Raw genomic sequence first — 18,295 nt, 5'->3', positions numbered from 1 at the left:
AATAAATATAGTAATAAGCGGGACATGCATTTATCTAATACTCAAACCATTTTTTTATAATAAGGTAGCCTTGTAAGTGAAACGTCCACTTCAGTCTGGCACGGGCCACTTACTTCAGAACCATCATCTCCAATCCACGTTCCAGCAGGGAATACAATTGTTCTTTTACGAGCACCTTTTTCCAAAACTGGGGCAACTAATAGTTTGTCACCTAACATAAATTGATCTTTTATTTGAGAGAATGCAGGCTCGGTAAATTCGTAAGCCATATGTCGTACAATCGGCTCACCTGTTTTAGCAGCATGTTGAGCAAGATCATTAATAAGTGGCGCCATTTCATCATGAAGCTTTACTGCATCCAAACAATAACTTACATGTTCCTCATCTAGAATACGCCAAGGTGCTGTGGAAAACTGCATCATTGGGAACAAAGCAGAACATTGTGCATATCTTACGAATAGTTCTTGATCCCATTCAAAGTCGGGATTTTGTAAATCGTCATATTGCCCGCCTCCGATCATATCTGGACAAATGAATGCATAACCTATCAATCCTTGTGCAAGCGCATTTGGAATGAGACTATTCAATGCATCCCAGCTATGACTCTTATCACTCAGTCTTTGTACAAGTGGTTGGCCACCTAACTTCCAACAGGCGCGATATTCGTTATACGGATATTCCAGACCTATTTTTGCCCATTCTAAACTATGATCATTTGGTGTGAGTTCTTTACTACAAACATCTGATTCAAAATAATATTGTGGATCACCACCATCCATTTTGAATCCATCTATGCCATATCCATTGATAAGTTTATCCATTTTATCTTTCATCCATTTTGACGCTTCATCATTTGATAAATCTAACAATCCACTATAACCGTTCCACCATTTTCTGATTACAGGTTCATTTTCTTTATTTCTAATTAAATACCCTGCTTCATCTAACATACGAAATGTAATACTGTCAGGACTAACAAATGGACAGAGCCATAGCATAACAGTAAATCCTAATTCTTTAAGTTCCTTAATCATCTCTTTTGGATTAGGAAAACGACCAGGATGAAAATTCCAAGCACCGAAATTTTCTTGCCAACCATCATCAATCATTAATATACCTGGAGGGAAACCTCTAGCTAATATATCCTTAGCAAACTTTAATACTTTTTCTTGACTAGGTTCATGCGTCATTTCCATCCAAGTATTAAATTGAGGTTTAGAAAAAAAGGTTTCATCCGGCATTTTGTTTGCGGTCGGAAAATGAAAGTGAGATGCCTTTTTATAAGCTTCCTTTAAATTCTCACTTTCTTCATCAAATATAAGCTCTGAGCTACCTTCCACATGTAAAAAGGCAGAATCAACGAAAAATGTAAAAGGTGTTTCTGACCAAAGAAACCTTCCTCTGTTCGAAACTAATAGAGGTGAGCCTTGGTTGTATAGCAAATCTCCATACAGATTTCTTTTAAAAGATACGTGGTAAGGCATTTGAATACCGTCTTCTACATTTCCACCCCACCAAGATTCATTTTTTAATATAGGTATATGCTTTTTATAGTTTGTCAATGTAATCTCCTTTCAACATTCCCTAACGATTAGTTAAACTGCAGGTAATAAGTTTCCATTAGTCCATGCGAAACAACATGCTTGATTTAGCCTTTTGTTCCTGTACCTACACCACCCAAGCCTTTTTCGAAGGTGTCCGATAAAAAGAAGTAAAGTAAAATCATCGGCATGGCTGCTACAGATGCTCCAGCCATAATCAATGGCCAATTGATACTATATTGCGTTTGGAATGTCTTTAATGCAATCTGTAATGTAAACATTTTCTCTGAGTTAACTGCTGTTAAATGCCATAAATATTCATTCCAATGATTTAAAAAACTAAAGATAAAAACAAGTACTATTGCCGGCTTACAAAGTGGGAGAATAATTTTAAAATAAATTTGAAACTTATTACATCCATCAATTCGGGCCTGTTCATCTAATTCTTTTGGAATCGAATACAGATATTGGCGGATTAAGAAGATTCCAAAGCCAGTTACTGCACCAGGAAGAATTAGTGCAGGATACGTATCTAACAAACCATCTGGTCCAAAAAAAGGTACATTTTTCATCATAGAGAACAACGGAACAACTAATAATCCAGCTGGTATCATCATCGTTCCTAATACAATTTTAAAGAGAATATCCCTTCCTGGAAATTCTAATCTAGCAAAAGCAAATGCTGCTAGTGAGCCAAAAATAACATTTAATGACGCACCTACTGTTGCAACAATAAGTGAGTTTAATAACGATCTTGGGATAATCGAACCTTCTAATATTTGAATAAAGTTATCTAAATTTAAACTACCTGGAAGAAATTTTGGTGGATAGGACATCACTTCAGGTATCGTTTTAAAACTAGTTAAAAACATCCATAAATATGGAACAACGAATAGTAGTAATATGATAGTAATCGTTATGTAGAACAATATTTTTTTTCCCACGTTTAATCCCCCCTTGCAGATATTTTAAATGCTAAACCTGTACCGATAATTAATATAGGAAGTAAAGCCAAGGACAATGTTGCACCATAACCAATATAGTTAAATTCAAAGGCTTGTTGCCAGATATATTTTAAAGAAACAAGTGTACTATTTTTGGGGCCACCATCTGTTAATACATCGACAATAGCTACTACTTGAAACGACCCGATAATCCCCATTACAACACTATAAAGAATCATTGGTTTTACACTAGGAATACTTATCTTAAAGAATTTGTGAAAATCTGTTGCACCATCTAAGTCAGCAGCTTCATAGAGTGATCTAGGTACACTTTCTAAAGCTGATAATAAAATGGGAATATTATAAGATACACCTCGCCATGTTCCAACCATGATTAAGATGACCATCGCCCAGAAAGGATCTAATAACCATGCAGGGGGATCAGGTATACCGAGCGCTGTTAATGTATAATTTATAACCCCTAAGTTATGATCAAACATCCAGAAGAAGATCATTGCTATAATTACTTCTGATGTAACGGTTGGTAAGAAATAGAATACTTTATAGAATTTCTTCCCTTTAAACATTCTATTTAGTAAGTAGGCAACAACTAATGCAAGTAATACTGCGAGTGTCACCGAGGAAATCGTATAAACGATTGTGTTGAAAATACTTTTAAGAAAGACTTCATCTTGTAAGACCCTGGTGTAATTCTCTAATCCTATAAATATTGGCTCACCAGGTAATTGATATTTATGAAAACTTAAATAACCTACATACAATATAGGAACAAAAATAAAAACAAATAAAAAGAGTAAAGCTGGTAAAGCAAATAAATAAGATGTGAAATAATCTTTCCATTTTCCTTTATTGTTGGATGCAAGCGATGCTGTTGACTTATTCATAACTAGATTTACCTCCCTTTTCTTACAAAACTAGTAATTAAGAGATCTCCAGAAATAAATAGGAGATCTGTTAATTACTGATGTGTAAATGCTGTTTATCCTTCTGCTCGTTTTATTGCATCTTTTGCTTCTTTTTGGGCTTGATTTAGTCTTGTCTCTGCATCATCCCCATCAAAGATGTCTCTAATCGCACTATTGAAAATATCTACTACTTCCTGATTAACAATAGGAAAAGCCTTTGCATTATCTAAAGTTTCAATAAACGGTTGCAATAAAGGATCATTAAATAAATCTGAATCATATAAATCAGCCTTTACAGGTGTTCTACCCATTTCTTCTGCCATTCGCATCGCATATTTATCTGAAACAAACCATTTCATCAATTCAAATGATGCTTCTTTATCGTCTGAGCCAGTAGGTACATATAAACTTCCTCCACCAGCAACAGAACCTTCCCCATTTCCTGGTATCATTGCCGTTCCTAAGTTCTCATATTTCTCTGGAAATTGTTCTTTAAGCAAACTTAAATCCCAAGGTCCACTAACAAAAGAAGCTGCTCTACCTGAACCAAACATTGCAATTGGGTTATCTACTTGTCTTTTTTGCGGAGGAGGGATTGGTGATGAACGATCTTCCTTCGCCATATTCGTATATTCTTCAATGATCTTAACTACTTGATCATTATTTAGTGATGGAGAAGTAGAACCATCCTCATGTATTTCTACAATGTTTCCACCTTGTGAAACAATAAATCCGTAGATAGCCCAACTATTAGCTACAGTTACAAAGCCATATTGATTATCTGTTGTTAATTCATTTGATATATTACTTAAATCTTCAAATGACTCAGGAACTTCCACATTTTCTTCTTCAAATTTTTCCTTATCATAGAAATAAAAAGTAGTATTTATTTCTATAGGAACGCCATACTTTGTACCTTCATAACTTGCTAAATCAATTGCACCTTTTAGGAATTCATCCTCTTTGCCCCATTTATTCCATAAGTCATCAAGAGGTTCTGCCACGCCTTCAGCACCTTCAATCATACCTGTACCATGAACTAAATCTGGAGGATTTCCACCACCTACAGCTTTTCTGGTCTGATCAAATATATCTTCCCAAGGATAACCTACAACATTAACATCAACATTTGGATAAACACTTTCAAATTGCGCTACAGCATCCTTGATTGATGGCTGATCAGCAAAGTCTGATGCTAACCAAACATCTAAAGTTCTATCTTCTAACTCAGCAATTTCCTTGTTATATTCGGGCAAACCTTCTGTTTCAAAATCGAAGTTTTCTGGATCTTTTATATCTAATTCGGCGCTGCCATTAGTTGAACCCTTATCGTCTGAGCAAGCTGAAAGTATTATTGCTAAAAAAAGAATAAATAAGAAATAAGTTATTTTACGCATGAATTCATCACCTCTGTTTTGATATTTAGCTAAAAAAGTGCTTTAAAACAAACAAACGACATAATCAATCATATTTGTTAAAAATATTAATAAACACCTCCAAGTTTCAACATTTGGATATTAGTCTTTTTAGTAAACATTGATTTGACAGCCTTTCAACATTTAAATATGTATTAAACCAATGTTGAAAACAATTCTTTTGCTAATATCTAAGTCTATAGCAAATCCCCTACTTAAAATTAGTTAAAATAAAATATTTGTTTACTTAAAAACATATCCTTTTTTTATTTATTTTTTACTAAATAAATTATATCATCGTTAATTAAAAATGTAAACGCTTTATAGATTAAATTTTACTAAATTTTTTTACTATTTTATGGTGTCTAATCATGAACTAAGCAGCAGCCTTGTTTTTGTTAAAATAAAAAAACGAGCATAATGCTCGTTTTTTAATCTTTTGCTGGAGTACTCTTACGAAAAATCGGTTTACCTTGTACATAAACTGTCTTCGCTATTGTTCTATTTTTTATTAATCTTTCTTCTAAAAGATCCAATCCTGTTTCACAAATAGTAGGGATATCGATATGAAATGTTGTTAATGGCGGAGAAACGTATTTGGTTACATTAATATTATTAATACTAAAAAATGCAACTCTTTGCGGAATTGGTATTTGCATTTCATTAAAAGCTTGAAGAGCTCCAATTGCTAGTGGATCGGTTGCACAACAAAAAGCTTCAGGTAAGTTATCACCCATTTCCTCTATTGCTTTCATCGCCACTTTATAGCCATTCTTGACAGTACTTACTGGAACAGTCAAAATATCCTCTTCTCTAAGCTTATTACGAGAACACTGGTAATTTCTAAACGTGGCTTCTCTAAGATCAAGAAGCTCTGTATTTGTTTCTACATCATAATCTTTAGCACTAATCATACCAATGCGTTGGTATCCAACCTGCTCAAAAAATTGAATCATAGACTCTGTCATCCGTTTTAAATCGGGGAGTACAGCATCTAAATTTTCAGGATCTCTATTTGAATTTAAAAATACGCCATGAGGTGTTATTTGTTCTAAGTATTTTATTTCTCGGTTAGATAATTTCCCTATTGCAATGAATGCATTTGTATTCTTAGCTACCTTTTCAATACCTTCATTTATATTATAACGAATGATTTCAATTTTTCGCTGTTTTGCTTGCTTTTCAAGTTCCGTTCTGATGCCTTTAAAAAAAACATCCTCTAGCTCTTCTTCATTGGATATCCAATATAGGAAAGCGATTTTTGTTAGCTGAGTAGCTTCCTGTTTTTTCTTGTATCCCAATTCTTTTGCAACCGCTTTTATTTTATCTCTAGTGTCATCACTAACAGATAAACTAGAGTCATTGTTGAGCACTCTGGAAACCGTTGCAATGGAAAAACTAGACTTTTGGGCTATATCACGTATAGTGACCATTTAATCCCCTTCCCTTCTGTCTTCTTTCTATATATATAGTATAAGAAAAATGTCACAAAGTAAACATTTTTAGTAAACATTTCTATAAATCAGTTAAGTTTTTTCAAACTGTATATTTTATAAAATAAAATAACAGCCGAGGATAAAGCCCTGGCTGTTATTTAAACCGTTGTTTTTTCGACCTTTACTTAGTATATCATGAGTATCTAATAAAAGTTTGAAGATTTAATGTAATTATTGTAAAAATGCACTTTCAACAAGTTTCATTTTTACCTTGCCTCAGCTAAATCAGATGAAGGTTGTGTACAAAAAATAATTCCAAGTTCATAATGCTCGCCTTGGTATAATGCGCGTTGAACAAATCTAATTTCTCCACGTTCATCTAAAACGTCCAGTTTACAGTGGGCTGAATTTAATTGTAAAGCTTCATAAAACTCCTGTTCTGAATGAACACTACGCCCATTTACTTTTGTGATTTTTTCTCCTACTTGTAGTCCGATCTCATCGGCTGGTGTAGTTGGTATAACAGATAAAATACGTAATCCGTTTTCTTCCGGTGTGAAAAAGGGACCTTTTTGACGATCTTTCATTCTAAAACGAATGGATAACCATTCTCGCCCAATAAGTGCAATAACAACACTGATCAATGTGAAAATTGGTAAGTAATAACCGGCAATCGCAGTACCCATTACAATAAAACTTAATATGAGTAATGATTGAGCTAAGCCATGTAACGCTTTTTTAGGTAACATGCCGCGTATAACTTGTTCAAAACCAATCACCACTGGGAAGAAAATTAATCCAAATTGCTGATTACCTATTGGAATCATTGGCCACCATTCTGTAAGAGGAGTAAGTTCACCTATTGGTAATAGCGTAACAAGTGGTATTAGTGTTGCCTTTTTCAGTCGATGTTGACCAATATATTTTCCTCTAGTACCTTTAATGCGTTCTGGAAAGGTTTCATTTTGTTGTATTTTCAGCATCATGTACGACTCATATAATAAAAATAGCCCCATCAAAGTAGTAAACATTACCCATTGGTTATTTTCTATTGTTCGTTCTATTTGGAAAGGGAGATAGTCCATATAATATGGTGTTAACAATAAAAGTAAATAAGAAAATCCAAAGGTATATGCAGCAGATAGCCATGTAAATCTATTGATTATTAATGATAAAAGCGTAATAACAGACAATGCACCTACAATTGTATATGTAAATGATACACCAAGTCCAACTGTTAATATAGTAGTAATTAAACTGAAAAGCAAAGAAGATTTCCATGTATACCGAACTTCATCAAACACATCAAATATTTTTGAACCAAACATCTTCCGTTCTTTTTTTATCCGTTTTAATGAAGTGAAAAGTATTATGATGAAAAAACAATAAAAAAGTGGATTGAAAAAAAACCTTCCGATTCCTTTAGCTATTTCCATTAACCATACATCCATTTTCATCCACTCGCCTTCTATTTAATACGTTATTCCTATATTCGATCTTTTTAATAAAATTCCTGCTTACTAAATAAATTGATCCACATCGTACTGTGGATCAATTTTTGTATCTATTCTTAATCTACTAATGATTGAAGTGCAGCATCTTTTTGCAAATCATCTTCTCCACTACGAATTTTTTCTATAATACTTGTTTGAAGTTTTTCAGCTGTTTCATTAGTTAATTCTCCTGATACTTTTAACTTATTGTCTTTTTGATAATTTTTTATAGCTACTTTTGTTTTTTCACTAAAATAACCATCTTCACGACCAGGGTCATAACCTAAACCTTTCAATATAACTTGAGCATTAGCAATATTGTCATCACTATCATTATAAGTGAACGTTTCTTCTACTTGAATTGGATTTGCATAAAAATATTCAGGTTGTTCCACTTTGATTGTTGGTTCTACCCCTTTTTCATGAATCCAATTGCCTTTAGGAGATAACCATTTATATAGCGTTAACTTAATCGTACTTCCATCTCCCATTGGAATGGTTTGTTGAACGGTGCCTTTTCCATAGCTTGTAACACCGACCACTTCTGCATTAGCCGCTTCTTTTAGTGATACTGCCAATATCTCTGATGCTGAAGCACTTCCTTCGTTAATAAGTACACTAATCGGATATTCTTTTCCTTCCTCTAAACTAGAAACATGGCGTTCTTTCTTGCCATCACCATTTTCTATTTGTAAATAAGGTTGATCTTTTGTTACAAAATGTTTCAAAATGTCTTCTATTGCTGTTAGTAATCCGCCTGGGTTGCCTCTCACATCAATAACTAGTCCTTGGATGCCTTGATCCTCTAGATACGTTAATTCTTCTTCGAAACGATCAGCTGTTTTTTCAGAGAATGATGTAATTTCAATAATCCCCTGTTTTTTACCTTCTACTTCTTTTACTTCACTATAAACAGTTTCTAGTGGTATATCGTCTCGAACAAGATCAACCGTTAATGGTTCAGTAACACCTGGACGATCAATTTCTAAGGTTACGGTTGTTCCTTGCTTCCCTCGAATTTTTGAAACAGCTTCATATAAATCTAATCCTTCAACACTATCTCCGTTTACTTTTAGGATTTGATCATTTGGTTTTAATCCAGCACGTTCTGCAGGGGAATCCTTTATCGGTGCAACAATAGTAACTTTTCCGTCGACCATACTTACTTCTGCGCCAATCCCCTCAAAAGAAGATTCAATTTGTTGATTGAATTCTTTTACCGTTTCTGCATCCATATAAACACTATAGGGATCATCTAGTGTTTTAAGCATTCCTTGAACTGCACCCTCGATCAATGTATCCTTGTCCACATTTTCTAAATAATTGTCTTGAATAAGGCTATATGCTTGCATGACTTTCGATAACGTGGTCGAATTACTAGCATCATTAATAATCGCTTCTTGATCTTGTTCTGATAAATCAGCAAAGTTTGTGATACCGTCACCAGTTTGATTTATTTCCGCTGATCCAAGCCATTGCATCGTTACATATGTACCACCAGCCCCGATCAATAATGCTACAACAAGCATGATTGCGAGATAACTTTTTTTCATTTGCACGTATTCCACCTCAATTATCTTTATTTCTTTATTATAGTGTATCACAGGTATGCCACAAAAAGGCACCACAACATAACGTGCGATGCCTTTCTTTTTATTATAGTATGCTTTTTAAAGACAATCATGCCTAAGATATTAAGGTAAGTATTTCATAGGATCAATTCCGCCATGGTAACTCCAGTAATTTTTGTGTACTTCAAAATGTAAATGACTACCAAAAGAGTTACCGGTATTACCCATCGTACCTATTTGTTGCCCTTTATTGACACGTTGATTATAGGAGACACTTAAACGATTCATGTGAGCATAGACCGTTGTTATTTTTAAATCTGGGTGATAGATATACACTACATTTCCGTAACTATTTGAATAATTAGCACGAGTGACATACCCACTTGCAGCAGCTTTTATCGGAGTTCCAACACTGTTTGCAATATCTAGTCCATAATGAAAACCACCACCATTAAAATCTCTATAACCATAATCTGATGATCTTCGTCCTGTAGTTGGCCAAATTAATGAACCATTTCCTCCACCGGATAAGGAGGAATCATTATCATCACCATCGTTGTTATTATTTTGTTCTGATTCTTCTTTCTTCGCTTCTTCTATAGCTCTTTCAATCACTGCTTGTTGATTCGCTAGCGTTTCTTGTTGCTCTGCTAAACTCATTCTATATTCTTCTAAATGTGCATGTTCTTCTTCTAGTTCAGCCATTAATGTCCTTTTTCGTTCTATTTGGCTGTCTAATGTAGCTTGTAATGAATCTAGTTCATTCTTTTGAACTACTAGATTCTCTTTTCTATTTTCTAATATTTCTTTATCTTCTTTTAATTGTTTTTGTTTATCTTCTACGGAGACTTTCTTTACTTCTAAATCTTTTTTATCTTGCTGGTGGGATTCCATAATCGTTTTATCTTGAGCCATAATTTTCGTAACTACAGTAGCACGATTAATAAAATCACCAAAACTTTGTGCACCCATTAATACAGCTAGATAATTAATATCGCCACCATTTTGTTGAATCGAACGCAGACGATTCTTTAACAACTTTTCACGCTCTGCAATTCTTTGTTTCAACTCTTTTATCTCTACCTTTAGTTGTTCAATCTGTTCTTCTGTTTGCTTAATTTCTTTTTCTTTATCATTGATTTGTTGATTAGTTGTTGCAATTTCATTTTCTTTTTTTGTTAATTTTGCTTGTGTTTCATCTAATTGTGCATTTATTGTATCAATATCATTTGCTGTTTCTGCTTGTTGTGTTTCATTTTCAGCAATTTTTTCTTTGGTAGACTTTTTCTTATTAGATGCGTTGTTTTTATCCTTTTCTACTTGATCTAATTTTTCCTCTAAATCGGCAAGGCTCTCTGCTGTAACAGTTGATAGACTTGGTAGCATAATACCCATTATGACAATTAATGCCGTTATGTAAGTAAAAACTTTTTTCATGTTTGATAATCCTCCCCGTATTAAATCGATTCGTATAAAAATAGTATGTAAGAGTATAAGTCTTTTAAAAAAGACTTATACTTTTAAGAATTTCCGGACGCTCATCACGCTTCCCCACACACCAATTGCTGCACCAATGAAAAGTATAATTGCCGCTAATTGCCATGCAAATGGATTGAAATCTAGCAATGTCACAAAACTAAATTGGTCTAATGCGTTCGTGCTATTAGCCAAATAATAATAGCCTGTTAATAGAATAATAATAGGTAAAATACTTCCTAACACACCTAATAGCAATCCCTCAACGAAAAATGGCCAACGAATAAACCAATTTGTCGCACCTACCAGTTTCATAATTCCAATCTCCTTACTGCGTGCCATAATCGTAATTTTTATTGTATTAGAAATTAAGAAGATCGCGGTAAATACAAGTGCGAAAATTAGTACTAATCCTATGTTTCTAGCATACTCGTTAAATTTAAATAGATTTTGAACCACATCTTGTCCATAATTCACTTTTTCAATGTTGTCTATATTCTCAATCTCAGAAGCGATATCCATTGTGTCTTGTGGATCTGCTGTTTTTACAATATAAGCATTATTCAGCGGGTTATCTTGTTGATAAAGTTCCCAAGCACCACCTTCATCGCCCATACTTTCAACTAAACTTTTCAATTCTTCTTCTTTAGAAGAAAACGCTACTGATGATACTTCTGGTATAGATTTAATTTCCTCTTCAACAGTTTCCATTTCATTTTCATCTGCCGTTAGCTCTACTAATGCCTTGATATGCACATCTTCTTCTAAATTATCTGCAACATGATTTAAATTAAGCATCAGCGCTAAAAATGCACCAACTAAAATGAGTGTGGTAGTTACCGCACCAATCGATGCTATAGTCATCCAGCTATTTCGCCAAATATTTTTTGACCCTTCACGAAAGTGTCGCTTAAATGTTCTAAACTTCATAGCCATATTCACCTCGATGTTCATCACGTACAATCAAACCATCTTCAATTGCGATTACGCGTTTTTTAATCGTGTTGACAATTTCTTTACTGTGCGTTGCCATTAAAATGGTCGTACCAGTAGCATTGATTTCTTCTAATACTTTCATAATTTCCCATGACGTTTCCGGATCTAAATTTCCCGTTGGTTCATCTGCAATTAATAATTTGGGATGGTTTGCAATCGCTCGTGCAATAGAGACACGTTGTTGCTCTCCACCAGAGAGCTCATCAGGAATAAAACGTGCTTTATTTTTTAACCCTACTTGGTCTAGTACTTCCATGACACGTTTACGAATATTACGCGGTGTCTCTTCTAACACCTCTAGTGCAAATGCGATATTCTCGTAAACTGTAAATTTCGGTAAGAGTTTAAAATCCTGATAAACAACACCAATATCTCTTCGAAGAAATGGAACTTCTTTTTGCTTAAGTGTTGTCAAATCCCAATTATTCACCTTTATATCACCTTTTGAGGGTTTTACTTCTTGGAATATTAATTTGATAAATGTAGATTTACCAGCACCACTAGGTCCAACTACATAGACAAATTCACCTTGGTCAATGTAAACATCAATTCCATTAAGAGCTGTTACACCATTTGGATATGTTTTATATATGCCTTGCATTTCTATCATAATGTGATCACCTTTATTTAAAAGTTATTGTTCTATTATTTCTCAAAATAGTCATCTATTCGATATTTATCTACAAAATCAAAAGCCACATTTATTATAACATCTAAATTCACTTTTTTTAGACAAATTTTATTACATTTTTATTTCAAACCCTGTTAATTTTTACAAAAAAAGAGAAATTGAACCCGCATGTCCATTGATTATTTATATTGGTATAAGTCTATAAATCAAAAATCTATTTTTAAAATAGAAACTAGTGTTTTACACACATTAAATCTCTTTTGAATAAACATAAATGGTGACATAAATTTAACTGTTTTATACTTCCTACACGAGTGAAATCGACTCCGCTTCGGTAGGGTGGGTTAGGGGTACCAATTAGATTAAATTCTTACGAAAAACTTACATTTTTATAAAATTTGTTCATACAATTCTTTTAGAGGTGATGATAATGGCAAGAGTAGCATATACCAATAAGGACATTGATTTAATAGCAAGGATGATGAGAGCAGAAGCAGAGGGTGAAGGACGGCTAGGGATGCTTATGGTGGGGAACGTGATTGTAAATCGAGCAAGAGCTGATTGTTTAGATTTTAAGGATGTAAGGTCGATACGCGATGTTATTTTTCAAGTTCAAGGCGGAAATTATTCGTTTGAAGCGGTACAAAAAGGAAATTTATTTTATAGCCCAGCAAGAGAGGTAGAAAAAAAGTTAGCACGGCAAGTGGTCAAGTATTGGAGGGAACACCCTTCTAAGTATGCTCTATGGTATTTTAATCCATATGCTGCATGTCCTCCTACATGGTATGGTCAACCATTGACAGGACAATATAAACAACATTGTTATTATGAACCGATCGCTAATACATGCGCTAGTGCTTATAGATATTAATACAATCGCGAATAAGACACCTTCTTTTATCTCTAGTTAATCCAGACTGTTTAGAAATAGAATCTATCGAATCCATTCCTTTACTCCGTTGTATAGCGTTTATTATTATCCTTCTAAATGGGATCCTCTTCTTCAAATCAATTACCCTTTCTTATGAATCAAAAATAGACACTTGTTACGAAAAAGTGTCTATTTTTTGTTATTTCTCTCTATCTTATTAATCTTTTTTAAAACCTTCACCTAATACTTCACTGGCGTTCATTGCAACAACAAATGCGCTTGGATCAATTCGCTTTACCATCTGTGTGACTTTATTAAATTCATTTTGAGCAACCACACACATAATTATTTCTTTTTGCTCACTCGTATAACCACCTTTACCATTCCATACGGTTACACCACGGTCAACATCCTCCAATAATGCTTGTCTTACCTGCTGAACATATTCTGTAATAATCATGACATTTTTAGAACGATTAAATCCAACCTGTACAAAATCAATGGTACGACTTGTTACAAACAAACCAATCAATGCATAAAGCCCTTGTTCAATTGAGAAGACAAATGTTGCAGTCAAAACAATGATACCATCAAATAAGGCAACACATATTCCTAGAGGTAATGGAATAAATTTGTGGAATATTTGTGCCGCTAGATCAATTCCACCTGTTGATGCCTTTCCCCTGAAGACAATTCCTATTCCAAGTCCTGCACTCATTCCACCAAAAATCGAACCTAATAATGGGTCAGGAGTTGCCGGGGGCCATTCTCTTGTTAAAAATACAAAAAACGGTAAAAGAATGGTCCCTACTAATGTTTTTGCTCCAAATTTTTTGCCAAGAATAAGTACACCTGCTATGAATAATGGAATATTTAATGCCCATTGAACAACTGAGGGCTCCCAATCAAAAACATATTTCGTAATTGTACTAATACCAGCTACGCCGCCTGAAGCTACTTCATTTGGTAATAAAAATAAATTAAACGCAATGGCTACAAAAAACGAACCAATAATGACTAGACTAAATTCTATCGTATGTACTAAACCCATTGGAACAGGTTGACGTCGATATTTTGCAATCATAAATACACACTCCTACTATTGTTCTGTATCAACCTTATGGAGTATATCATTGTTTGACTAGATACGACAACTGTATTTACCACTGTATTGTATTGCAGTAAAAAAGTGTCTGTAACAAACGAAATAAAAGTGTTGCAGATCCCTATGATCTACAACACTTTTTATTAATTCATTAACGAGCGTAAATAGGCGTCAATGAACGTATCAATTTCCCCATCCATTACTGCTTGTGTATTACCTGTCTCCACATTTGTTCGGTGGTCTTTCACCATGGAATAAGGATGGAAAACATAAGAACGGATTTGGCTTCCCCAACCAATTTCCTTTTGTTCGCCTCTTATTTCATCTAACTCTTCTCGTTGCTTCTCTAATTCTAATTGATATAGCTTTGCTTTTAACATTTTCATTGCTTGCTCACGGTTTTTTATTTGTGAACGTTCCGATTGACACGTAACAACTGTGTTGGTTGGTAGGTGTGTAATTCGAACAGCTGAATCAGTTGTATTTACGTGCTGACCACCAGCACCACTTGAACGATACGTATCGATTTTTAAGTCTTCTGTATTGATATCCACATCTATATCATCATCTAATTCAGGCATTACCTCACAAGATACAAATGACGTATGACGTCGACCTGAAGAATCAAACGGAGATATTCGTACTAAACGATGTACCCCTTTTTCCGCCTTTAAGTAACCATATGCATTGTGCCCTTTAATCATTAGTGTCACACTTTTAACCCCAGCTTCATCTCCAGGAAGATAGTCTAATGTTTCTACTTTGAAATTCTTTGATTCTGCCCAACGTGTATACATTCTGAGTAACATACTTGCCCAATCCTGTGACTCTGTTCCACCAGCACCAGGATGCAATTCTAAAATCGCATTGTTTTTATCATAGGGTTCACTAAGAAGCATAAATAGTTCAAATTGGTTTAATGCTTCTGTCAACGCTTGTACTTCCGGCTCTAGTTCTGCACGTAATTCTGGATCGTCCTCTTCTTTTACTAGCTCATAGGAAACCTCTAAATTTTCCAATGTTTCTTCATGTCTATCAAAGGTATGCACCAGATCTTTTAATCCGTTGACTTCATTAATTACTTTTTGAGCATTTTGTTGGTTATTCCAAAAATCTGGGTCAGTCATTTCTTCTTCTAATTCGGCGATTCTTGTACGCTTCTCTTCTAAGTCAAAGAGACCCCCTAAAGTCCGCTAATCGATTAGCCATTTTTTCTAATTCTTGTTTTATCTCTGATAATTCCATTCTGTGTTCACCTCAAAAGCTTTTATTTTATCATTCGTTTGCAAAGACAAGACACTTCTTAATATTAGAAGTGTCTTATTTCTAAACTTATTTCCCATGACAATGTTTATATTTTTTTCCGCTACCACATGGGCATGGGTCATTTCGACCAACATTATCTGTTTTAACGAAAGGTTGCTTTTTCTTTTCTTTTTTACTGTCATCTCCAGAAACGGCTGTTGCATTTTTCGCAACTTCTTGACGTTCTAGATTCTCACGTACTTGGGCTTTCATCACATAACGAGCAACTTCTTCGTTAATGGATTCGATCATTGCCTCAAACATCGCAAAGCCTTCCATTTGATACTCACGCAATGGGTCATTTTGTCCATAGGCACGTAAATGAATACCTTGACGAAGTTGATCCATTTGATCAATATGATCCATCCATTTTGTATCTACTGTACGTAAGACGATTACCTTTTCAAACTCACGCATTTGTTCTGGTGTTAGATCTTGTTCCTTTTGATCATATTTTTCACGAACTTTAGTCATAATGTGATCAATCATGTTATCTGGCTCTTTGTCTTTCAATTCAGCTTCTACCAGATAGTTTTCTTCAACTAAGTTTGCATGCACATATTCTATGATCGCATTCGTATCCCATTTTTCCGGATCATCATCTTGTGTATGTGCATGAACTGTCGTTTCTACCACAGTTTGAATCATTTGTTCAATGATTTCTCTTAAATTATCCGAATCAATCACATCAAAACGCTGTTTATAAATGATCTCACGCTGTTGACGCAATACATCATCATAAGAAAGGATCGTTTTACGTGCATCAAAGTTATTACCTTCTACACGTTTTTGTGCGGACTCTACGGCACGAGAAACGACTTTACTTTCAATTGGTTGTGCATCATCCATACCAAATCGATCCATCATTGCACGCATATTGTCAGAACCAAAGCGACGCATTAGTTCATCTTCCATAGACAAATAAAATTGTGTCACACCAGGATCACCTTGACGCCCAGAACGTCCTCTAAGCTGATTATCAATACGACGCGATTCATGACGTTCCGTACCAATAACAGCTAAACCACCTAGCTCTTTCACACCTTCGCCGAGTTTAATATCTGTCCCACGACCGGCCATGTTTGTAGCGATCGTTACAGCACCTGGTTGACCCGCATTTTCAATAATTTCTGCTTCTCGATAGTGGTTTTTTGCGTTTAATACATTATGTTTTACGCCAGCTTTTTTCAGCAACTTAGAAATTAATTCAGACGTTTCGACTGCTACTGTACCCACAAGTACAGGCTGTCCCGCTTGATATCTTTGTTTAATATCTTCTACAACTGCTTGGAATTTACCATTCATTGTTTTGAAAATTAAATCGGCTTTGTCATCACGTACAATCGGACGATTTGTCGGTATAGCAATAACATCCATATTATAAATATTTCTGAATTCTTCTTCTTCTGTCTTAGCCGTACCAGTCATCCCAGCTAGTTTCTCATACATACGGAAAAAGTTTTGGAATGTAATCGAAGCGAGTGTCATGCTTTCATTTTGAATTTGTAGGCCTTCCTTCGCTTCAATGGCTTGATGAAGGCCATCACTATACCTTCTACCTTTCATCAAACGACCGGTAAATTGGTCAACAATAACGACTTGACCTTCTTCAATGACATAATCTGTATCACGATGCATTGCTACATGAGCCTTCAATGCCTGATTAATATGATGTGTTAATGTCACATGATTTAAGTCAAATAAGTTTTCAATATTGAAGAATCGTTCGGCTTTATTAATGCCTTCTTCTGTTAGTTGTACCCCTTTTGTCTTCTCATCATAGGTATAATCCACTTCATTTTTCAACGTACGAACGAAGGAATTCGCTTGTTGGTACAAACTTGCTGATTTTCTTGCTGAACCAGAAATAATCAATGGCGTTCTAGCTTCATCAATTAAAATGGAATCGACCTCATCAATGATCGCAAATGGCAAAGGACGTTGCACCATTTGCTCTTTATAAAGCACCATGTTATCACGTAAATAATCAAAGCCGAATTCATTATTTGTACCATAAGTGATATCAGCTAAATAAGCATTCCGTTTCTCTTCTTTAGACATATCATTTCTGTTTAAACCGACAGTCAATCCTAAAAACGCATAAAGTTTTCCCATTTCTTCGGCATCACGGCTAGCTAAGTATTCGTTAACTGTGATAATGTGTACGCCTTTACCTGATATTGCATTTAAATATGCAGGCATAGTGGAAGCTAATGTTTTCCCTTCACCTGTCTTCATTTCTGCAATATTACCATCATGCAAAGCAATAGCACCTAATAATTGAACAGGGAACGGGCGCATATCTAATACGCGTTTCGCTGCTTCACGGACAACGGCATAAGCTTCCACAAGTAAGTCATCTAACTGCTCACCATCTTGATAACGTTGTTTAAATTCTTCCGTTTTTGCTGTCAAAGCTTCATCAGATAATTTTTCAAAATCACTTTCTAATGCTTCTATTTGATCTACTGTTTTTTGAAGTTGATTCAGTTGACGTTGGTTCCCGTCAAACACTTTCTTTAATAATCCACGCATTTTATGAGCTCCTTATTGATAAAATACACTTTTTTTACCTTACACTACAC

At 34.7% G+C, this 18,295-nt stretch carries 14 protein-coding genes; 1 reads left to right on the top strand and 13 read right to left on the bottom strand.

The window, feature by feature from the left end; genetic code table 11:
* Positions 1-41: 41 nt before the first annotated feature.
* The 10 genes from BN1058_RS03420 to ftsE all read right to left on the bottom strand — a co-directional run bounded on the left by BN1058_RS03420 (position 42) and on the right by ftsE (position 12,408).
* Entirely contained in the window at positions 42-1,562 is a 1,521-nt protein-coding gene (locus BN1058_RS03420; RefSeq protein ID WP_255306972.1) for a glycoside hydrolase family 31 protein, read from the bottom strand.
* An 86-nt stretch (positions 1,563-1,648) separates the two neighbouring features.
* Positions 1,649-2,485: a carbohydrate ABC transporter permease gene (locus tag BN1058_RS03415; protein ID WP_090852884.1), complete on the bottom strand. Its 837-nt coding sequence runs from the start codon at positions 2,483-2,485 to the stop codon at positions 1,649-1,651.
* Positions 2,486-2,487: 2 nt separating this feature from the next.
* Positions 2,488-3,390: a carbohydrate ABC transporter permease gene (locus BN1058_RS03410; RefSeq protein WP_090852881.1), complete on the bottom strand. Its 903-nt coding sequence runs from the start codon at positions 3,388-3,390 to the stop codon at positions 2,488-2,490.
* A 95-nt stretch (positions 3,391-3,485) separates the two neighbouring features.
* On the bottom strand, positions 3,486-4,808 hold the full coding sequence (locus BN1058_RS03405) for a sugar ABC transporter substrate-binding protein (RefSeq protein ID WP_090852878.1): 1,323 nt from the start codon (positions 4,806-4,808) through the stop codon (positions 3,486-3,488).
* Between the two features lie 449 nt (positions 4,809-5,257).
* Positions 5,258-6,259, bottom strand: coding sequence for a LacI family DNA-binding transcriptional regulator (locus BN1058_RS03400; RefSeq protein ID WP_090852875.1), 1,002 nt, complete (start codon positions 6,257-6,259; stop codon positions 5,258-5,260).
* A gap of 269 nt (positions 6,260-6,528) precedes the next feature.
* Positions 6,529-7,719, bottom strand: coding sequence for a PDZ domain-containing protein (locus BN1058_RS03395; protein ID WP_255306971.1), 1,191 nt, complete (start codon positions 7,717-7,719; stop codon positions 6,529-6,531).
* 113 nt (positions 7,720-7,832) lie between these two features.
* Entirely contained in the window at positions 7,833-9,308 is a 1,476-nt protein-coding gene (locus tag BN1058_RS03390) for a S41 family peptidase (RefSeq protein ID WP_090855939.1), read from the bottom strand.
* Between the two features lie 141 nt (positions 9,309-9,449).
* Positions 9,450-10,763, bottom strand: a complete 1,314-nt coding sequence (locus tag BN1058_RS03385) for a murein hydrolase activator EnvC family protein (RefSeq protein ID WP_090852872.1) — start codon at positions 10,761-10,763, stop codon at positions 9,450-9,452.
* Positions 10,764-10,838: 75 nt separating this feature from the next.
* Positions 10,839-11,732, bottom strand: coding sequence for a permease-like cell division protein FtsX (gene ftsX / locus BN1058_RS03380; protein WP_090852869.1), 894 nt, complete (start codon positions 11,730-11,732; stop codon positions 10,839-10,841).
* Complete coding sequence (gene ftsE / locus BN1058_RS03375) at positions 11,722-12,408, bottom strand: cell division ATP-binding protein FtsE (RefSeq protein WP_090852866.1); 687 nt, start codon at positions 12,406-12,408, stop codon at positions 11,722-11,724. Before ftsE ends, ftsX begins: the two co-directional genes overlap by 11 nt.
* 451 nt (positions 12,409-12,859) lie before the next feature.
* Between ftsE and BN1058_RS03370 the strand changes: the two genes are divergently transcribed.
* A complete protein-coding gene (locus BN1058_RS03370; protein ID WP_090852863.1) occupies positions 12,860-13,300 on the top strand; it encodes a cell wall hydrolase in 441 nt (146 codons plus the stop codon).
* Positions 13,301-13,517: 217 nt separating this feature from the next.
* Here BN1058_RS03370 and BN1058_RS03365 read toward each other — a convergent pair whose 3' ends face one another.
* The 3 genes from BN1058_RS03365 to secA all read right to left on the bottom strand — a co-directional run bounded on the left by BN1058_RS03365 (position 13,518) and on the right by secA (position 18,245).
* Positions 13,518-14,384, bottom strand: a complete 867-nt coding sequence (locus BN1058_RS03365; RefSeq protein ID WP_090852860.1) for a YitT family protein — start codon at positions 14,382-14,384, stop codon at positions 13,518-13,520.
* Positions 14,385-14,548: 164 nt separating this feature from the next.
* Positions 14,549-15,650 (bottom strand): peptide chain release factor 2 gene (gene prfB, locus BN1058_RS03360; protein WP_141652111.1). Its coding sequence is split into 2 segments (ribosomal slippage): positions 14,549-15,577 and positions 15,579-15,650, totalling 1,101 coding nucleotides; the frame shifts between segments, so codons are not numbered across the junction.
* Positions 15,651-15,737: 87 nt separating this feature from the next.
* A complete protein-coding gene (gene secA / locus BN1058_RS03355; protein WP_090852856.1) occupies positions 15,738-18,245 on the bottom strand; it encodes a preprotein translocase subunit SecA in 2,508 nt (835 codons plus the stop codon).
* Between the last annotated feature and the right edge of the window lie 50 nt (positions 18,246-18,295).

The organism is Paraliobacillus sp. PM-2 (assembly GCF_001368815.1).
Lineage (GTDB): Bacteria > Bacillota > Bacilli > Bacillales > Amphibacillaceae > Paraliobacillus.
Note: the sequence above shows the minus strand (reverse complement) of the source record. Positions and strands in the feature narration are given on the sequence as shown.